Origin of the sequence: Brevundimonas sp. UBA7838 (assembly GCF_002500885.1) — a bacterium.
GTDB classification, from domain to species: Bacteria; Pseudomonadota; Alphaproteobacteria; order Caulobacterales; family Caulobacteraceae; genus Brevundimonas; species Brevundimonas vesicularis_C.
On the sequence record NZ_DLTK01000130.1, the window covers coordinates 14,549 to 32,372 of the forward strand.

A 17,824-nucleotide genomic window follows, 5' to 3' on the forward strand; every position below is an offset into this window, starting at 1 on the left:
CGCAGGACTGGACGGGACGATCACCGTTCGATGGCGCGATGACCTACCACGACACCGCGATGGGCGGTCCCGGCCAGCCGGCAGACGACGCCATCGACCTCCACGCCCTGATCGCCGCCTTCCGGCGTCGTCTCGGTCTGTTTATCGCTGTCGCAGCAGCCGTCTGCCTAATCGTGCTGGCGCTGATGCTGGGCCAGACTCCCGTCTATACTGCAACCGCCAGCCTCCAGATCAATACGCGCAAGGAACAGGTCGTTGCGGGACAGGCCGTGCTGTCGGCGCTCGACGCCGAGGCGGCCATCGTCGACACCGAGGTCGAAGTTCTGAAGTCACCCCAGCTCGCCGCGCAGATCGTGGAGACGCTAGGCCTGATCCGCGATTCCGAGTTCAACGCCCGCCTGCGATCCTCGCCCCTCACCCAACGCCTGCCGCGCACCACGCCTGCGCCGACCGATGCTGAGATCGAGCGTCAACAGGTGATCGACGCCGTCCGGCGACGCCTGACCGTGCGCCGCGTCGGCCTGACCTATTCGATGGCGATCAGCTTTACCTCCGAAGACCCGATCAAGGCGGCCCGCATCGCCAATGCCTTCGCCGACGCCTATCTGCAGTCTCAACTCACCGCCAAGTTCGACGCCAACGCCCAGGCCAACACCTTCCTGGGCGCCCGACTGGAAGACCTGCGCCGCCAGGTCGAGGCCGCCGACGCGGCCGTCTCGGCCTACCGGATAGAAAACGGCCTGCTCAGCGCCCAGGGCGCCACCCTGACCGAGCAGGAGATCTCGGCGTACAACCAGCAACTCGCCTTGGCCCGCGCGCAGCAGGCCGAGCAGGACGCCCGCCTGCGCACCGCCCGCGCCCAGATGGCGGCCGGCTCCAACGGTGACGATGTGGGCGAGGCCCTCTCGTCTCCCGTCGTCCAGAACCTGCGGGCCCAGCGCGCGGCGATCAGCACGCGCGTCGCGGACCTGTCCGTCCGTTATGGCCCGCTGCACCCCGACATGATCCGGGCCCGTCAGGAGTTGTCCGACATCGACGCGCAGATCCAGGCCGAGATCCGCCGTGTCGTTTCCAACCTGGACGCCCAGGCCCAGGTCGCCCGCCAACGCGCCGCCTCAGTCCAATCCAGCCTGGACGCCGCGCGCGGCGCCCTTGCCGACAACAATGCCGCCTCGGTGCGCCTGCGCGAACTGGAAGGCCAGGCCGAAGCCGCCCGCGCCATCTACCGCGCCTTCCTGGATCGTTATCGCGAGACCAGCGCCCAGACCGGGGTCGAACAGGCGGATGCCCGCATCGTCTCGCGCGCCACGCCGCCGACCGCGCAAAGCGCACCGAACCTGATGATCAGTCTCGCGCTGGGCCTGATGCTCGGCGCGGCGGCGGGAACCGGCGCCGTCATCATCGCCAACGCCATGCAGACAGGGCTCAGCGGCCCCGATGACATCGAGCGCAGGCTGGGCGTCGGTGCCGTCGGCGCCGTTCCGCTGGCCTCCTCCGTGGCGACGGCTGAGGATCAGACGCTGCATCCGATCGACCTCGTCGTCCAACGCCCGCTGTCGGTCTTCGCCGAGGCTTTCCGGGCGCTGCGCACGTCGATCACTCCCATCGTCAGCGTCGTGGGCGAACCGTCCGCGCGCATCGTCGCCGTCACCTCCGCCCTGCCTGGCGAAGGCAAGACCACTACAGCCGTCTGTCTGGCCCGCGTCGCCGCGCGCTCCGGCGGACGCGTTCTATTGATCGACGGCGACCCGCGTCGGCGCGGCGTGACACGGATGCTGGGCCTGAACCCCGATCACGGCCTGGCCGAGGTCCTGCACGGCGCGGCGGCCTGGCGAAACGTCTCGGTGCTGGACCCGGACTCCGGCGCACAGGTTCTGCCCCTGTCGGGATCAGGCCTGTCGGCCGACGACCTGTTCGGCGCCCCGCCGATGAACGCCCTGCTCAACGAACTGCGTCAGGCCTTCGACCTGATCGTCATCGACACCGCACCCGTCCTGGTCCTCGCCGACGCCCGAATCCTGGCGGTCAAGGCCGACACCGTCATCCTGCTCGCCCGCTGGCGAAAAACCCCCGCGCGCGCCGTCGCCGCTGCGATCCGCATCCTCAGCCAATCCGGTGTTCGCCTTTCCGGCGTCACCCTCAGCCAGATCGATGTTCGGGCGGAGGCCGGCCTAGGTTATGGCCAAGCCGACTATGATTACCGGGCCTATAGAAAATACTATGCGGCCTGATTGTCGGTAGAGATCAGGCCGCACAATCAGCTTCATATTCTGCCATCGACGACAAGCACCAGAGTTTGAAATACAACGCCGATTGCACCAAGCAAGCTCCCGGCTATCGCGAGCAGCAAGCCGAAGGATCGTGTCGCTTCCGGCTTTGCACGCAGGGCAATCAGGCATTTCCAACATAGGGCGCCAATGCTTGCCAGGCAGAGGGCGCTGAAAGTCAGCCCGACAGCGTTCCAGGCGCCGGCGTCGCCACGCGCCACGTCGCTGGCGCTCGACAGCAGATACAGGCCCAGGAAATGGGCGGCCCAGATCAGGAGGCCGCCCAGCATCAGCAGCCAGAACCTCATGCGCCGACGCCCGGGAACAGGCGGATCAGAAGGGTCGTCGCCGCGCCCTGAACTGCTGTGAAGGCCACGAACAGGGCGACCACTTCAAAGGTCGCCGGATAACGGGACGACACCAAGCCGCAAAGCCAGCGCAGCAGGACGAACGGTCCCATCAACAACGAAATGCCGACGAAGGTCCCCTGCCAGGCCAACAGCGCATAGACGGTCGCGCCCTGGCTGGAGGCGTCGGGGCGAAGGCCCGAGCTCCACCAGGCCGAGGCCTCAGACGCAAAGGCGCCGCCCGCCGCCACGGTGGCGACCAGCATCAGAATGGCGGCGATGCCGGCGCTGCGCGGCCGGTCCAGCTTCAGCGCGCCTTGCGAGGCCCAGGCGCCGAGTCCGGCGGCCGCCAGCAGACCCAGGGTCAAAGGCAGCGAGCCGATCTCAGGCGGCGCCTGCCACAGGTCCGGCCGCCGGCTCCACAGGAAAACGTAGGAGAAGCAGGCCATGATCGCGACCATGCCCGACACGATCAGGGTGATGACCATCGCCCACCAGCCTTGACTGCTGGGGCCGGACACATAGGTCGGCAGTCGCACACCGCCGCCGACGTCCACCGTCGCGGGACCGCCGGGCCGATCCAGTCCCCAGCACCATTTGAGGATGCAGTAGACAGCCAGCACGCCGCTGACCAAGGAGGCGACATAGGCCTGGATCGTCAGGATCAAAAAGAATCCGGCGGTGAAGATCGCGCCCCAGACATACCAGCTAGACGGCCGGGGCATCCGCTGGAGATATTGAGGCTCGGCGTTGATCGGACTTGTGATCATGGTCTCGCGCTCGCCGCGCGGGGCGCCGGGCAGGAAGTAGCGGCCGGCCTCGACATCGCGCGCCAGGTTCGGCTGGTCCCACACCGGATACAGGCTTTTGATCACCGGGACGGACCGCAGCGAGTATCGACCGGCGGGCAGCCACTCCAGCCCCGGCCCGCCAAAGACATTGCCCGCGTCCTTCTCTCCGAAGGGCCGGAAGTTGCGGATCATGTCGATCATCCACAACACCACCGCCAGGCCGAACATGAAGGAGCCGACGGTCGAGATCATATTGGGCAGGTCCCAGCCCCGATCCGGCAGATAGGTATAGACCCGGCGCGGCATGCCCATCAGCCCGGTCAGGTGCATGGGCATGAAGGTGACGTTGTGGCCGACGAACATCAGCCAGAAGATCCACTTGCCCCACCGTTCGCTGAGCGGCCGGCTGCTGGACATCGGCGTCCAGTAGTAGATGGCGGCGAACAGCGGGAAGACCATCCCGCCGATTAGGACGTAATGCAGGTGGGCGACGATGAAATAGCTGTCGTGGGCCTGCCAGTCGAACGGCACCATGGCGACCATCACGCCGGTCAGTCCGCCCATGACGAAGATCACCAGTCCCCCGACGGCGAACAGGCCGGGCGTGTTGAACCGCATCTTGCCCGCCGCCAGGGTAGCGATCCAGGCGAAGACCTGAACCCCCGCCGGCACGCTGACGGCCATGGAGGCGGCGCTGAAATAGTTGATCGAGATCTGCGGCATGCCCGTGGTGAACATGTGGTGCGCCCAGACGCCGAAGCTGATGAACCCGGTCGCCAGCATAGCCAGGACCACCAGTCGATAACCGACCAGCTTGGTCTGGGCGACGGCCGGGATCAGGGTCGACATCGCCCCCGCCGCCGGCAGGAAGATGATGTAGACCTCGGGGTGGCCGAAGAACCAAAACAGATGCTGCCACAGCATGGGGTCGCCGCCCTTGGCCGCATCGAAGAAGGGCCAGCCCAGGGCGCGTTCCAGCTCCAGCAGCAGGGTCGACAAAATGATCGACGGGAAGGCGATGATGATCATGCAGGCGAAGATCAGCATGGCCCAGGCGAAGATCGGCAGCTTGTCCAGCGTCATGCCCGGCGCCCGCGTCTTAAGCACCCCGACGATGATCTCGATGGCGCCGGCGATGGCCGAAATCTCGATGAAGCCGATGCCCAAGAGCCAGAAGTCGGCGTTGATGCCCGGCGAGTAAGTCGTCGACGTCAGCGGCGGATACATGAACCAGCCGCCATTCGGCGCCAGGCCGAAGAACAGCGAGGCGAAGAAGCACAGCCCCCCGACCAGATAGGCCCAGAAGGCGTAGGCGCTCAGCCTCGGGAACGGCAGATCGCGCGCCCCCAGCATCTGCGGCAGCAGCAGCACGCCCAGCGCCTCGACCGCGGGCACCGCGAACAGGAACATCATCACCGTGCCGTGCATGGTGAAGATCTGGTTGTACGTTTCCTGCGCCAGGAAGCCCGTCATCGGCAGGGCCAGTTGGGTCCGCATCAACAGCGCCAGCACGCCTGCCAGCACGAAGAACAGCATGGCCGCTCCGACGTAATAGACGCCGATGTAGTTGTTGTTGATCGCCGTGATCCACTCCCACGGCCGCCGCGGGCCGCACCAAACCTCGTCGAGCTGCTCCAGCTCGCCCTCGGGCCGAGCTTCGGTGGTGGGGAAGCGCTTGTAGAGTTCGGGATCGAACCCGGTTTCCGAACTCATTTCAGGCTTTCCAGATAGGCGGCGACGGCGCGCACGTCCTGGCCCGACAGGACCGCATAGGACGGCATACGATTGCCGGGCTTCAGGCTCTGGCTGTCCGAAATCCAGCCGGCCATCGTCCCCTGATTGTTCGGCAGGATGCCGGCGCCCAGCGTCTGGCGCGAGCCGACGTGGGTCAGATCCGGTCCCGCCAGACCGTTCGCCTCGGTCCCGCGAATGGTGTGACAGGCGGCGCAGCCCGAGGCGGCGAAGACGTTGCGCCCTTGGTCGATCAAGGCAAGCGGCCCCTGGGCCGAGGGCACGACGGCCGCCGGCCGCGACTGACGCGCCAACCAGGCGGCATAGTCGTCCGGCGTATGGGCCACGACCACTAGCCCCATCAAGGCGTGAGGACCGCCGCAGTATTCGGCGCATTGGCCGCCGTAGGTCCCAGGCGCATCGGCTTGCAGGCGCATGAAGTTGCGGCGGCCGGGGATCATGTCGGTCTTTCCGCCCAGGCGCGGCACCCAGAAGCTGTGGATCACGTCCGCGCTTTCCAGCTCGAACACGACAGGCTGGCCTGCCGGGATGTGGACCTCGTTGGCGTCCTGGACGATTTCTCGCCCCTGACCGTCCAGATAGGCGACGCGCCACCACCACATTTCGCCAGTGACGCGCACCCGCATTTCGCCGGGCTTGGGCGCATCGGCCACCCGCGCGGTCGTGGTCAGCCCATAGACCAGCAGCCCGGTTAGAACGACCACCGGGAAGACCAGTCCCGCAATCCAGATCAGGCGTTCGCCGCCAACCCGCCGCTTCCATTTGCGCGGCCCGAACAGGGCGATGCCGAGCGCCACGGCCACCACGACCATGACCACCGCCGCCATGATGAACAGCACCCAGGCGACGGTCTGGATCGGTCCGGCGAACGGCCCGGCCGGATCCAGCACGGGTGGCGGCCAGCCGGCGATTCCGGGAGGAGCGTCAGTCTTCATCGAGCGTATACAGATAGGCCGCGACGTCGCGGGCTTGGTCTTGCGTCAGGGGCATGGGCGGCATGGCGGTTCCGGGGTCCATCGACGGCGCGTCGATCAGCCAGCGGATCAGGGTATCGGGCTGGTTAGGCAAGCGTCCGGCGATCAGGGGACGCGCGCCAAACCCCGCTAGGTTCGAGCCGGACCGGCCCTCCGGCCAGGCGACGCCGGGGATCCGGTGACAGGCCGCGCAACCGACCTCCTTGATCACGGCCAGTCCGGCGGCCGCATCGGCCTGAACCACTGGCCGGGGGAGGTCGGACTTGTCCACGCAGGCGCACAGGGCGAGCGCCAGCGCACAGGCCGCCGCCCGTCGTCCAATCGCCTCGCCCGTCGTCCGAAAACCCATCCGCCCCCCAAAGCTTCGCCAGAGCAATCCCCTTGCCGGAAGGAGGTTCCCGACTGCGACATGGAGCCTCGGCGCATCGCCATAAGGAACCTTCGCCATAAGCAGGTGTTGCACCGCCGTGCGCGCCTCCCTTTCCGTCCTTGTGCTGCTGACCGGCCTCGCCGCCTGCGACTCCACGCCGGGCCAGACGGATCGCACCTTCACGGCGAACGGTCAGGTCATCGCCATGAGCGGCGGCGCCGGCGGGGCGGCCAACGCCTGCTTCACCTGTCACGGCCTGGACGGCGGCGGGGACGGGGTCGCCGCCCCGCGCCTGGCGGGTTTGGACGCCGGCTATCTGCAGAAGCAGTTGGAAGACTATGCATCGGGCCTTCGTCCCGACGACGCCATGACCCGCATCGCCAAGGCCTTGGACCAGCAGGGCCGACGCGAGGTCGCCGCCTACTACGCCGCCCTGCCCGCGCCGCCGACGCAAACGCCCGCGTCGATGGCGCCTGCGCCCGACATCTATCTGAACGGCGACCCTTCGCGCGGCATCGTCGCCTGCGCCTCGTGTCACGGCGACCGGGGGCAAGGCTCGGGCCAAGGCGGCAATCCGCAGATCGCCGGTCAGCCCGCCGCCTACACGCTGGAACAGATCGACCGCTGGAAAGCAGGCAAACGCCGCAACGACCCGCGCGGCGTGATGGCCGCCGCCGTCAAATCGCTTTCGGACCCAGAAGCCCGCGCCATAGCGTCCTGGCTGTCGACGCAACCCGCTTCTCCAGCGCGCGCCAGCGCCGCTGCCACCGGGTCCGCTTCGGTCGAAGCAGCGGCACGACCGGCAGCATCGCGTGAAACACGTCGTCCCTATCGATCAGATGGTGCTTGAGCGCCGCGCCGGCGTGGATCGGGATCATCAGCAGTAGGGTGATGACCAATCCCCAGTGCATCCATTCCGCCGCCGCCTCGATCGCCCATAGCTGGGTGTTCGACAGATCCTGCAGCGGCAGCAGCGGCCATTTAATGAAGCCCAACGTCTCCAGCTGACGCGTCCGATCCGTCGCCGAAATCATGGCCCAGCCCGACAGCGGCAGGCCGAACAGGCAGATGTAGAAGACATAGTGGGTCACATGGGCGGCCATGCTCTCCCAACCCGGCTTGTCCGCATCATTGATCAGGTCGGGCGCCAGCAGTCGCCATGACAGCCGGCCGATCACCAGGATCAGCATCAGCACGCCGATCGCAAAATGCAGGTCGTAGGCAGCCATCATTGCCCCGCCCACCGGCTGCCGCCCCATCCACCAGCCCCAACCAAGCTGGAAGATCACCAGCCCCGCCATCACCCAATGAAAGCCGATGCCGACGGGCGAATAGCGGCCCTCGTCATGGTGACCGGCCGCCCATTCCAGCAGCTGTCTGAACAGTCTTTCGATCATGCCGGATGCGCCTCGGCGTCCGGGCCGATCATCCGCCCCAGCCGCCACAGGGCGGCGAACAGATACAGCGCCGCCGCCGGCGCCCACATGATCAGCCCGGCCGCCTGCTGATCCTCCAGCGGCGTCAGGCCCCAGGCCAGGGTCGAATAGGCATGGGGCGCATAGACGGCCTGCCCCGCAAAGGTCAGCACCGCCCCAAGCAGCCCCATCGCCAGCATGGCCGCCAACAGGGCGATGACCGCCGCCGGTGCAGACGCCGACCGCACCGCGCACCAGAACCAGACGGCGCTCGCCAGCAGACTGATCTGCATCACCCAATAGACCGCATCGTTCGACAGGGCGGCGCCATAGGCGTCGGGCGCATGCCAAGCCCAGAACACCACCGCCTGCACCGCCGTCGCCAGGATCAGCGACCCATATCGTCTCATAGGCAGGGCCGCCGCCAGCAAGGGCGCGGCGACGCCGACCAACAGCACATGATGCACCGTCCGCGCCGAAAACAGCGCCGAACTGAGGGCGCACAATGGAGAAACAAATCCAACGGCCAATACCGCGACGGCCGCCAGACCATAGCCGCGCCGCCGCCCTTCCAGCCGCCACAGGACCGAGCCCGCGGCTGCAACGAGGACGGCCAGCAAGATCGGATCAAGGTTCCAGCGCCACTCGCCAAAGGATGGCGCAGAACCGCAATACGGCATCCAACTCAAAGCTGTATCCCCCAACCCCTTGCCGGATCTGCTGATCCCCGTGAATGGGAAAAGCCAAGTCAGCAGTGACGGTTCCGCACGGATCGTTTCCACGACGAATTGCCGCGATCAGCCCATTTCAGCACTAGAGGCGACTTCGGTCGCGTCCCTTGCACCCGACCGTGGCCGCAGTTGATCGACCAAGAAGTCGACGAACACCCGGATGCGAGCGGGCACGCTCGCGCCGCCGACAAAGACGGCATGGATGGGCTCACGATCACCAGGATTGAAATCTTCAAGCAGCGGCACGAGCTCACCCTTCGCGATCGCGGCGGCGACGCTGAAGTTGCCCACACGCGTTAAGCCGACGCCGGCCAGCGCAAGCTGCGTCAGGCTCTCGCCATTGTTTGCTTCCACGGGGCCGCGAACCGTGAGCGCATAGTCACGACCGTCCCGTCGGAAAGGCCACACGGGCTCCAACCTTCGGAAGTTGAAGTTCAGACAGTCATGTTGGTGCAGGTCCTCCGGCACGCGCGGCACGCCGCGACGCGCGAGATAGGTCGGCGACGCCACGATCGTTCGCCCCGTCTCACCCAGCCGTCGCGCCGTCAGCGGACTGTCCAGCAACGGCCCGAAACGAATGGCGACATCGGCCTGCCCAGCCGCGACATCCACGACAGTATCCGTCAGATTGATGTCGACGAGGATTTGCGGGTAGCGCGCCACGAACGCGCCGATCAGCGGCACGACCACCTGCCGACCGTGCGCCAGGGATGCGCTAACCCTTAGGCGTCCCTGCGGCGCGCCCTGATCCGAAATGGACTGTTCAGCCTCATCCAGGTCGGCGACAATTCTCCTTGCGGCGCTGAGATAGGCCTGGCCTTCGGCCGTCAACGTCAATGCGCGGGTTGTCCTCAGAACGAGCCGCACACCCAGTCGCGCCTCGATCCGATCGATCGTTCGGCTTACGGCCGATGGCGTCAGCCCATGAACCCGACCTGCGGCTGAAAAGCTGCCGGCCGCAGCCACAGCCGCGAACACCTCCATATCGCGGGCGCGATCTGCGCCCGCTGACGGCGCCTTTGCGTGCATTTCAAAAATCCTTCGCTTTCGGAAGGCCTAACCGCTGGGTACGACCGCGTCCATCTGTGCGCAAGTCTTATTGGTCTGCGGATTTCCACCCTATGAAACTCAACCCTCCCCTGCTGGCGCTTGCCGCCGGTGCGTTCGGTATCGGCGTGACCGAGTTCGCCCCCATGGGGCTGTTGCCCGTCATCGCAACCGATCTGGGCGTCTCTATTCCATCGGCCGGTCTGCTGATCAGCGCCTACGCTCTGGGCGTCGTCCTGGGCGCGCCCTTGATGACCCTGGCCACAGGCCGCGTTCCTCGCCGCACCCTGCTCATCGGGCTCGCCGGCATCTTCACGATTGGCAATGCGCTGTCTGCGCTCGCTGACAACTACGCCCTGCTGATGATCGCGCGGATCATCACGTCGCTGAACCATGGCGCCTTCTTTGGGGTCGGCGCTATTGTCGCGGCCGGGCTCGTGCCGCCAGACCGCAAGGCCGGGGCGGTGGCTGCCATGTTCATGGGCTTGACCATCGCCAATGTCATGGGCGTGCCTCTGGCCACCTGGGCTGGGGAAACCTTGGGATGGCGGGCCAGCTTCTGGGGCATTGCGATGATCGGCGTCATGGTGATGGCGGCCCTCGCCCTAACGCTACCGAAAGCCGCCGCACCTGCCGCCGGCGACATGTTGGCTGAACTGCGCGTGCTTGGCCGCAGACGCGTCCTTTCGGCCTTGGCCCTGACCGTTATCGGCTCCAGCGCCATGTTCACCGTCTTCACCTACATCACGCCGATCCTGCGCGAACAGACCGGTGCGTCGCTGGGTTTCGTCACCGCGATGCTCGTTGTCTATGGGCTGGGGCTGACCGTCGGCAACTGGGTCGGAGGCAAGTTTGCTGATCGTTCCGTCGATCGCACGCTGATCGTCACCCTCGCCGGCCTGTCGCTCGTCCTGCTGACCTTCGCCGTGGCCATGCCTTTGGCCAGCGTAAGCGCCGTTCTCATCTTCTTGTGGGGCATCGCCAGCTTCGCGCTCCTGCCGCCGCTTCAGGTTCGCGTTATGGATGCAGCGCGTGAGGCCCCGAACCTGGCTTCGGCCGTCAACATCGGTGCCTTCAATCTCGGCAACGCCATCGGGGCCGCTCTGGGCGGCGCCGTCATCGCCGGCGGCCTCGGCTATCCAGCTGTCGCTCTGGCCGGCGCCGGCGCGTCCGCCCTTGGTCTGCTGATGATTGTGCTGATGTCACGCCCACCAGCCGTAATGATCGCAGCCGAATAGGGAGCCCCGTCCGCTAGCCATTGTCGTTGCCGGCGCTTTGGCAGCGGTGTTCGAGCGATAGTCGGCGGACGTCGGCGGCGTTCTGAAAGACGGCGCGGCTGATGAAGGCGCCCATGTCGCGCCAGGCGTTGGATATGGTCTGGAAGGTCTGTTCGTCGGTCTGGCTGGCGGCCAAGGCTTCGTTCCAGCGCGACGTCAGCGCATTGATCTCGTCGAGCATCAGAAGCCGTCCGCAGGCCAAGGTCATCCGGTAGCTCGCGCTTCCTTCGCTCATCTTCAGAACTCCTCCCAGCCGGCCGTGTCCGCCTCCTCCAAGACGGCCAGCGCGGCCGAGCCGGAGGATCGCAGGGCGGCCGGACGCATGGGCCGGGCCGCGCTCGGCTTGCGCGGCGCCGGGGCGGCGAGGGCTCGGCTGCTCAGCGCGGTTTCGCGCGTCAGGCTGAAGCGCTGGACCAGATCCGACAGCTGACGGCTCTCAGAGGTCAGGCTGTGGCTGGCCGCCGTCGACTGTTCGACCATGGCGGCGTTTTGCTGGGTCACCTGGTCCATCTGGTTGACGGCGGTGTTGACCTCTTCCAGCGCCGTCGACTGCTCGCGCGTCGAGGCCGTAATCTCGTTCATCAACTCGTCGATCTCGGCGACGCGCTTGACGATGGACGACAGGGCCTCGCCCGTTTCTGCGACCAGGGTGACGCCGGACTTCACCTGGACGGACGAGGTGGTGATCAGCGACTTGATCTCCTTGGCCGCCTCGGCGGACCGCTGCGCCAGGGCCCGAACCTCGGAGGCCACCACAGCGAATCCTCGCCCGGCGTCGCCTGCGCGCGCGGCTTCGACGCCCGCGTTCAAGGCCAGAAGGTTGGTCTGGAAGGCGATCTCGTCGATGACGCCGATGATCTGGTTGATCTGCGACGACGACTGTTCGATCGCGGTCATGGCCTCGACGGCGCGGCCGACCACCTCGCGCGACTGCTCGGCGGATTGACGCGAGGTTTCCACGACCGCGGCGGCGCGACTGGCGCCTTCGGCCGCCCGCTTCACCGTGGCGGTGATCTCGTCCAGCGCGGCCGCCGTTTCCTCCAGCGTCGCCGCCTGATGCTCAGTGCGCCGCGACAGGTCGTCGGCCGCTTCGCTGATTTCGGCGGCGCCCAGTTGCATGGCGCCCGTATTGCCGGCGATCTCGGCCATGGCGTCGTCCAGACGCTGCATGGCGGTGTTGAAGTCGGTCTTCAGGCGCGCGTAGCCGCCGGTGAAGTCCGACGCGATGCGAGTCCGAAGGTCGCCCTGCGCCAGAGCCGCCAGAGCCGCCGCGGTATCCTCCACCACCCGCGTCTGCTCGGCCTCGGCCTCTGCGCGCTTCTGGTCCGCCTCCAGGCGCTTGGTCTCGGCGGCTTCCAGATACAGCGAAATGACGAAATCCATGTCGAGCATGGCGGCTTTCACCACACTGGCCAGCGTCGCCGACAGAGCCTTGCCGTCGTCGCGCTTCGAAAACAGCGACCGCGTCTTGGCGTGGGATGTGACGATCGCCTCGATCAGCCCTTCCAGGACCAGGGCGTAGCCGCCGATATACCAGCGCGGCTCCAGCCCGATGCGGGCGTGGGTCTGGCCGATGCGGCGCACGCCCTCGACATAGGCCGGATCAAAGGCGCCTGAGGCGATCAGGCCCCAGTGTCGCGCCTGGGCGTCCTTGGCTCCAGCGATCTGGCTTTCCGCACCGAAGAAGCGGGCCACGTCCGGCGTCGCACGAACCTGGGCGTAAAAGGCTTCAAGGCTGGGCTGAAGCGCGGCCTCGATGACGGGTCTGGCGTCAGCGAGACGAGACCTCGCGGCCTTGTCCAGCTTCAAGAAGCGAAGTCTTTGGTCCAGATTCATTGCGTCCGACATGACGGCCCCCTTGCATGGCGGTCAGTTGGACGAGGTTCGATCTAAAGGCCGGTTGAAGTCCCTTCAGCCTGTAGACTGTTTCACAGCGGAAGCATTGTTTGCGCCGGTCTGACGTCAGGTCGCGGTATGACCGACGTCCTTCGCCATGGTCTGCAGCAGCGGGATCAGCTGGGCGGCGGTCTTCAGACCCTCGCTGGTCAAAAGGCCGGCCAGACGACCGTATTGCGACCGCCGATCGTCCAGAACGGCGCGGCCTGCCTCGGTGATTTCCAGCATGGTGACCCGCCGGTCGTTCGGATGGGGCGAACGCTTGACCAGATCGGCACGAACCAGATGATCAACCAGTCGCGATAGCGAGGCCGGCGGCGCCTGAAGCGTCGATCCGAGAGCGCATTGTTTGACGCCGCGACGGCCCTCGCCGGCGATCAGGCTCAAGGCGCGGACGGCGGCATTGCTCTGACCGTCGGCGCGCAGGACGCGATCAAGCTGGCGATCAAGCTCAAGCAAGGCGGTGTCGAGCGCATAGAGCGCCATCGCGGGATCATCGAACTCCCGCACGGTGAACTCGTCCATCGTCCCCCGAACACCCATAGGTCCGGTGTGACAGGATTGGCCGCAACCTGCAAGATAGACGAAGGTCAACCCTTAGGGCTATCGAACTTTTAACAGTGTATCCTGAAGGAAACGATTTCATATCGGCGCAATCCTAGATTGCCGAGCAAGCCTTTGGAAACAAAGTGGCGAGGCAACAATCGGAAAGAGCCGATGGCGTCGGTCAGAATACATCCCGCCTACCCTGTCACGGCGACCCGATCGCTGGGGATAAGCACGGGAGGCGCGCTCGATGCCGAACTTCGAAGAGCGCTCGAAGTCGCCGCCATCCTGGTGACGACCGATCGACATGGTGTCATCACCGACTGCAACGAGAAGTTCGTCGCAGTCAGCGGTTACAGCCGAGAGGAGTTGATCGGCTCGACCCATCGGATCGTGAACTCCGGCCTGCATTCCAAGGCCTTCTTCCAGGATCTGTATCGCACGATCCGCAGCGGGAAGGTGTGGACCGGCACGTTGCGGAACCGTCGCAAGGACGGCAGCCTCTATTGGGTCGATACGACTATCGTGCCGGCGCTCAGCGGTCCCGAGGGCCCGACGTCCTATACGGCCATCCGTTTCGAGGTGACCGAACATGTGCTGGCTCTGGAGGCCCTTTCGGAAGCGCGGCTCGTCGCCGAACGCGCCGCCGCGCTGCGCGACACCTTCCTCGCGACCATGAGCCATGAGGTTCGCACGCCGTTGAATGGCGTCCTGGGCTTGGCGCAGTCCCTGTCAGGCGCCGACCTGCCCGACGATGCGCGTCAAAAGGTTGATCTGATCATCAAGTCCGGCGAGACGTTGAGGCGCATCCTGGACGATGTGCTGGACCTGTCCAAAATCCAGGCCGGCGAGATGAACCTGGTCAACGAACCCTTTGCGCCGTCCGACACCATTTCCGGCGCGGTCGATCTGATGCGGCCGCTGGCCAGCGAAAAGGGACTTGAGCTGATCTCCCGGTTCGACGGCCTTCCGCCCCATCTCATGGGCGACGGGGCCCGCCTGCGTCAGGTCGTGCTGAACCTGGTCTCCAATGCCATCAAATTCACTGCAGTCGGCCAGGTGCTGGTCGATGCGCGCTACTCTAAGCCGTCCCGGCGTCTTCGCATCCGCGTCGCCGATACCGGCATGGGCTTTGATCGATCGACGGCGAAACTGCTGTTCTCGCCGTTCAGCCAGGCCGACGACTCCATCTCGCGGCGGTTCGGCGGCACAGGCCTTGGCCTCTCCATCAGTCGTCGTCTGGCGGAGCTGATGAGCGGCCGCCTTAGGGTGCGTTCAAAGCCCGGTCGGGGAACGCTCTTCGTTCTCGACTTGCCGATGGATCCCAGCGGCGAGATCACCCACGAAGGCGAGAGCCATGTGGAAGCGCTGGATCGACTCTACGGCGCGCGGATCCTCTTGGCGGAGGACAATCTAGTCAACCAGCAGGTCGTCCAGGCGCTCCTCAGCGGCTTCGGCTGTCAGATCGATGTCGCCGAAAACGGCCAGGAAGCCGTCGATCTGTGGTCGGCGCACGCCTACGACCTGATCATGATGGACATGCAGATGCCGGTCATGGACGGCGTCGAGGCCATCCGCAGCATCCGCAGAGGCGAACAGCAGCGCGAGGTCAACAGGCTGCCGATCGCCATGCTGACCGCCAACGCCTCGTCCAACCATCGCGACTTGGCCTCGCACGCCGGCGCCGACGTCGTCATCCCCAAGCCCCTGTCCGCCGATCACCTGATCTTCGAATCCGCCCGCCTCCTCAACAACGCCGCCCGTTGTCATTGGATATAGCTCCCGAAGGAACAGGCCTCCGGGCGATGCGCCCGGAGGCCTGGTCTCGATCAGAAGTAGAAGCGCACGGCCGCGGTGACGGTGCGGCCCGGCAGGGCCTGTGCCAGGACGACGCCGCTGGCGGGCAGGCTGTCGGCCGACACTTCCGTCAGGGCGGTTTCGTCGAACAGGTTGTTGGCGGTCAGCGACAGCACGACGCGGTCGATGGGACGCACCTGGACGAAGGCGTTGACCGTGGCGTAGCCCGGCATCTTCAGCTGGTTGACGTCCTGCGTATAGCTCTCGGTCGTGCCGACGACGCTGGCGCCGACCGTGAACAGGTCCGTCTCGTACTGCGGCATGACCTGGAAGATCAGGTCGGCCTGACGGCGCGGCGAGTTGCCGACCAAGGCCGCATCCTCGGCCTTCGTGATCTCGGCGCTGGTGACGGTGGCGCTGCCAGTCAGGCTGAACGGACCGTGACGTACGCCGGCCTCGAACTCGGCGCCCTTGGCCTCGTAGCTGCGCTGGACCAACACCAGACGGGTGACGCCGCCGGCATCCGCGCGGATCTGCTGATTGGTCTCGCTGACCTCGGCCCAGAAGCCCGTGACGTTGGCGAATAGGCCGTTGGCCCGATACTTCATGCCGATCTCGGCCTGGTTCACCGGATCATAGGCCGCGTCGGCCTGCAGGAGATCGCCGTCGACATTGCTGATAGCCGGCGAACGCAGGATCTTGTCCGCTGCGGCGCGCGCGCCCTCGCTGTAACGAGCGAAGGTCGAGAAGCTGTCCGAGACGCGGTAGTTGGCGCTGAGCGAATACGAGACATAGTCGTAGTCGTAGTCGACCGGCGTCGCGCTGGCGGCAGGCGCGAAGGCGAAGGTGCGCTCGGCTTCCGAGATGACGCCATCGTTGTCCACGTCGATGGTGCGGACGTCGGTCAGGCCGTTGGCCACCGTGCGGCCGTTGACGTCGCCGCTGTCGAAGCGGATCGATCCGCCCAGCGCCAGCTTGCCCAGCCGGTAGTTCAGCGATGCATAGGGCGCCAGCACCTTGTAGGTCACATCGGTGCGCGAGTTGGACCCGGCGCCCGAGGGACCGAAGAAGTTGACGACGCCGTCCTGCGTGCGGGGCGTGCCGTTCGTATTGAAGATGTCGACCAGGGCCGAGTTTCCGCCACCCACGACATCCTGAAGGAACGGGATGTACTGGCGATCGAACTTCAGATCCTGTTGGGCCGAGTAGACGCCAACGGTGGTCGTCAGGTCGCCGCCGCCGATCTTCCAGACGCGGTTGGCGCGCAGATCGTTGGTGAAGTTGTCCAGGCTGTCGATGTCGGTGTGGACCAGGGTCGAATAGGCCAGCAGGCCGTTGCCGTTCAGGGTCGTCGGGCTGGTGATCGCCTGACCGGCGCGCGGACCTGTGGCGTAGGCCAGGGTTCCGGGACGACGGCCGAACGCCAGCGGCGCCTGGGCCGCCGGCACCACGGCCAGCGGGTAGTTGAACGACTGATCGCCCGATTGCTGCGCGTAGCGCATGTGCTCGGAAATCGTCCAGCCGTGCAGGTTGAAGCGGGTCTGGAAGCCCAGCGCGCGCACCTGAACCTGATTGCCGTCCTGCAGATTGACGCGCTTCAGGTTGTTGTCGCCGTCCAGCAACGGGAAGACGGTGGTGTTGCGCGACGTCAGGGTGTCGCGCGTCATCGGGAAGTTCGGAACGTGGCTGTAGTTGGGATCGTCGTTCGTGCCGGACACCAGCAGAGGCGTCGGACCATAGGCGATGACGGTGTCGTCCAGGATCTTGCCGTACAGACGTACGAAGCCGCCGTCGAAGGTCTTGGTGATGTTGGCCTTGATCTGGCCGCCCTTGTTGCCCGTGAAGCCGGAGTCGCGCGGGCCTTCACCCTCGCGATAGAAGCCGCCGACGTGGAAGCGCACGGTGTCGCTCAGGTGACCGCCATAGCTGAAGTCGCCGCGATAGGTGTCGTAATCCAGGCCCGAAGACACCTGGACCGAGCCGCCTTCGACCTCACCCGTCTGCGAGATCAGGTTGATCACGCCGCCGGGCGCGTTCGACGCGAAGGTCGAGGACGACCCGCCGCGGATCGACTCGATCTGGCCGACGTTGAAGTCGTAGCGCATGAAATAGTCGGACGTCAGCGCCAGGATGTCGCCGAACTCCAGGACCGGCAGACCGTCTTCCTGGAATTGCAGGTACTTCGCGCCGGTGCTGACCATGGGCAGGCCGCGGATCGTATAGTTGCCGTTGGTCTCGCCCGTGCTGGCCTCGGCGCGAATGCCGGGGATGGTGCGGAACAGGTCGTTGACGGAATAGGCGCCGATCTTGGCGATCTCGACATCGTTGATCGAGCTGGTCGAGGTCGCGCTGTCCAGCCTGTCGCGCGCCTTGGCCACGCCCGTCACGATCACGTCGTCATTGGCCCGCGTCCGGCTGGCCTCCCAGGCCGTCTGGCGCTGCGGCGCAGGCTGCGTCTGCGCATGAGCAGGCATGGCGAGGATAAGCGGCGCAAACGCAGCCGTGAGGTACAGGGATTTCAAGGAAGCCTCCAAGGCGTTGTCTTGCAGTACATAGACTAGACAACTGATTTTCGTTCGGAAATTCTTCCATGCAGTTTCTTGCATGGCTGTCA

The 17,824-nt window shown here is 66.0% G+C and carries 14 protein-coding genes and 1 pseudogene; 4 read left to right on the plus strand and 11 right to left on the minus strand.

Features of this window, described 5'->3' with window-relative positions:
- The first annotated feature begins 38 nt into the window (after positions 1 to 38).
- Positions 39 to 2,231, plus strand: coding sequence for a GumC family protein (locus B3T77_RS13815; protein WP_292080338.1), 2,193 nt, complete (start codon positions 39 to 41; stop codon positions 2,229 to 2,231).
- 32 nt (positions 2,232 to 2,263) lie between these two features.
- Here the strand turns inward: B3T77_RS13815 and B3T77_RS13820 are convergent, their stop codons facing one another.
- Genes B3T77_RS13820 through B3T77_RS13835 form a run of 4 tightly spaced genes read right to left on the minus strand, consistent with a single transcriptional unit; the run spans position 2,264 to position 6,480 of the window.
- Positions 2,264 to 2,575, minus strand: coding sequence for a hypothetical protein (locus B3T77_RS13820; protein ID WP_055805523.1), 312 nt, complete (start codon positions 2,573 to 2,575; stop codon positions 2,264 to 2,266).
- Positions 2,572 to 5,118 (minus strand): cbb3-type cytochrome c oxidase subunit I, encoded by a 2,547-nt coding sequence (locus B3T77_RS13825; protein WP_292080345.1) that lies wholly within the window; start codon positions 5,116 to 5,118, stop codon positions 2,572 to 2,574. Before B3T77_RS13825 ends, B3T77_RS13820 begins: the two co-directional genes overlap by 4 nt.
- Positions 5,115 to 6,092, minus strand: a complete 978-nt coding sequence (gene coxB, locus B3T77_RS13830) for a cytochrome c oxidase subunit II (protein ID WP_292080349.1) — start codon at positions 6,090 to 6,092, stop codon at positions 5,115 to 5,117. Before coxB ends, B3T77_RS13825 begins: the two co-directional genes overlap by 4 nt.
- Entirely contained in the window at positions 6,082 to 6,480 is a 399-nt protein-coding gene (locus B3T77_RS13835; RefSeq protein WP_292080353.1) for a c-type cytochrome, read from the minus strand. Before B3T77_RS13835 ends, coxB begins: the two co-directional genes overlap by 11 nt.
- Positions 6,481 to 6,706: 226 nt before the next feature.
- On the opposite strand from B3T77_RS13835, the pseudogene B3T77_RS13840 reads away from it, so the two are divergent.
- A pseudogene (locus B3T77_RS13840) lies at positions 6,707 to 7,171 on the plus strand (c-type cytochrome); the annotation flags it as partial.
- Positions 7,172 to 7,178: 7 nt separating this feature from the next.
- Here B3T77_RS13840 and B3T77_RS13845 read toward each other — a convergent pair.
- The 3 genes from B3T77_RS13845 to B3T77_RS13855 form a co-directional block, all read right to left on the minus strand.
- Positions 7,179 to 7,898 (minus strand): cytochrome b, encoded by a 720-nt coding sequence (locus B3T77_RS13845; protein ID WP_045811114.1) that lies wholly within the window; start codon positions 7,896 to 7,898, stop codon positions 7,179 to 7,181.
- Entirely contained in the window at positions 7,895 to 8,536 is a 642-nt protein-coding gene (locus B3T77_RS13850) for a cytochrome c oxidase assembly protein (protein WP_292080357.1), read from the minus strand. Before B3T77_RS13850 ends, B3T77_RS13845 begins: the two co-directional genes overlap by 4 nt.
- Before the next feature lie 177 nt (positions 8,537 to 8,713).
- Positions 8,714 to 9,676 carry a LysR substrate-binding domain-containing protein gene (locus B3T77_RS13855; protein ID WP_349681221.1) on the minus strand — a complete coding sequence of 321 codons (963 nt, stop codon included), beginning with the start codon at positions 9,674 to 9,676 and terminating at the stop codon, positions 8,714 to 8,716.
- Positions 9,677 to 9,768: 92 nt separating this feature from the next.
- Here B3T77_RS13855 and B3T77_RS13860 point away from each other — a divergent pair, with 92 nt between their 5' ends.
- Positions 9,769 to 10,932, plus strand: coding sequence for an MFS transporter (locus tag B3T77_RS13860; protein WP_292080360.1), 1,164 nt, complete (start codon positions 9,769 to 9,771; stop codon positions 10,930 to 10,932).
- Positions 10,933 to 10,945: 13 nt separating this feature from the next.
- Here B3T77_RS13860 and B3T77_RS13865 read toward each other — a convergent pair whose 3' ends face one another.
- The 3 genes from B3T77_RS13865 to B3T77_RS13875 form a co-directional block, all read right to left on the minus strand.
- Complete coding sequence (locus B3T77_RS13865) at positions 10,946 to 11,206, minus strand: hypothetical protein (protein ID WP_284876610.1); 261 nt, start codon at positions 11,204 to 11,206, stop codon at positions 10,946 to 10,948.
- A 2-nt stretch (positions 11,207 to 11,208) separates the two neighbouring features.
- A complete protein-coding gene (locus tag B3T77_RS13870) occupies positions 11,209 to 12,819 on the minus strand; it encodes a methyl-accepting chemotaxis protein (protein ID WP_292080367.1) in 1,611 nt (536 codons plus the stop codon).
- A 114-nt stretch (positions 12,820 to 12,933) separates the two neighbouring features.
- Positions 12,934 to 13,392: a MarR family winged helix-turn-helix transcriptional regulator gene (locus B3T77_RS13875; protein WP_292080370.1), complete on the minus strand. Its 459-nt coding sequence runs from the start codon at positions 13,390 to 13,392 to the stop codon at positions 12,934 to 12,936.
- Between the two features lie 192 nt (positions 13,393 to 13,584).
- Between B3T77_RS13875 and B3T77_RS13880 the strand changes: the two genes are divergently transcribed.
- On the plus strand, positions 13,585 to 15,192 hold the full coding sequence (locus B3T77_RS13880; protein WP_292080373.1) for a PAS domain-containing hybrid sensor histidine kinase/response regulator: 1,608 nt from the start codon (positions 13,585 to 13,587) through the stop codon (positions 15,190 to 15,192).
- A gap of 50 nt (positions 15,193 to 15,242) precedes the next feature.
- On the opposite strand, the gene B3T77_RS13885 is transcribed toward B3T77_RS13880, so the two are convergent.
- The gene (locus B3T77_RS13885; RefSeq protein WP_292080374.1) at positions 15,243 to 17,732 is read right to left on the minus strand and encodes a TonB-dependent receptor domain-containing protein; all 2,490 of its coding nucleotides are present in this window, start codon (positions 17,730 to 17,732) and stop codon (positions 15,243 to 15,245) included.
- Positions 17,733 to 17,824: the final 92 nt, after the last annotated feature.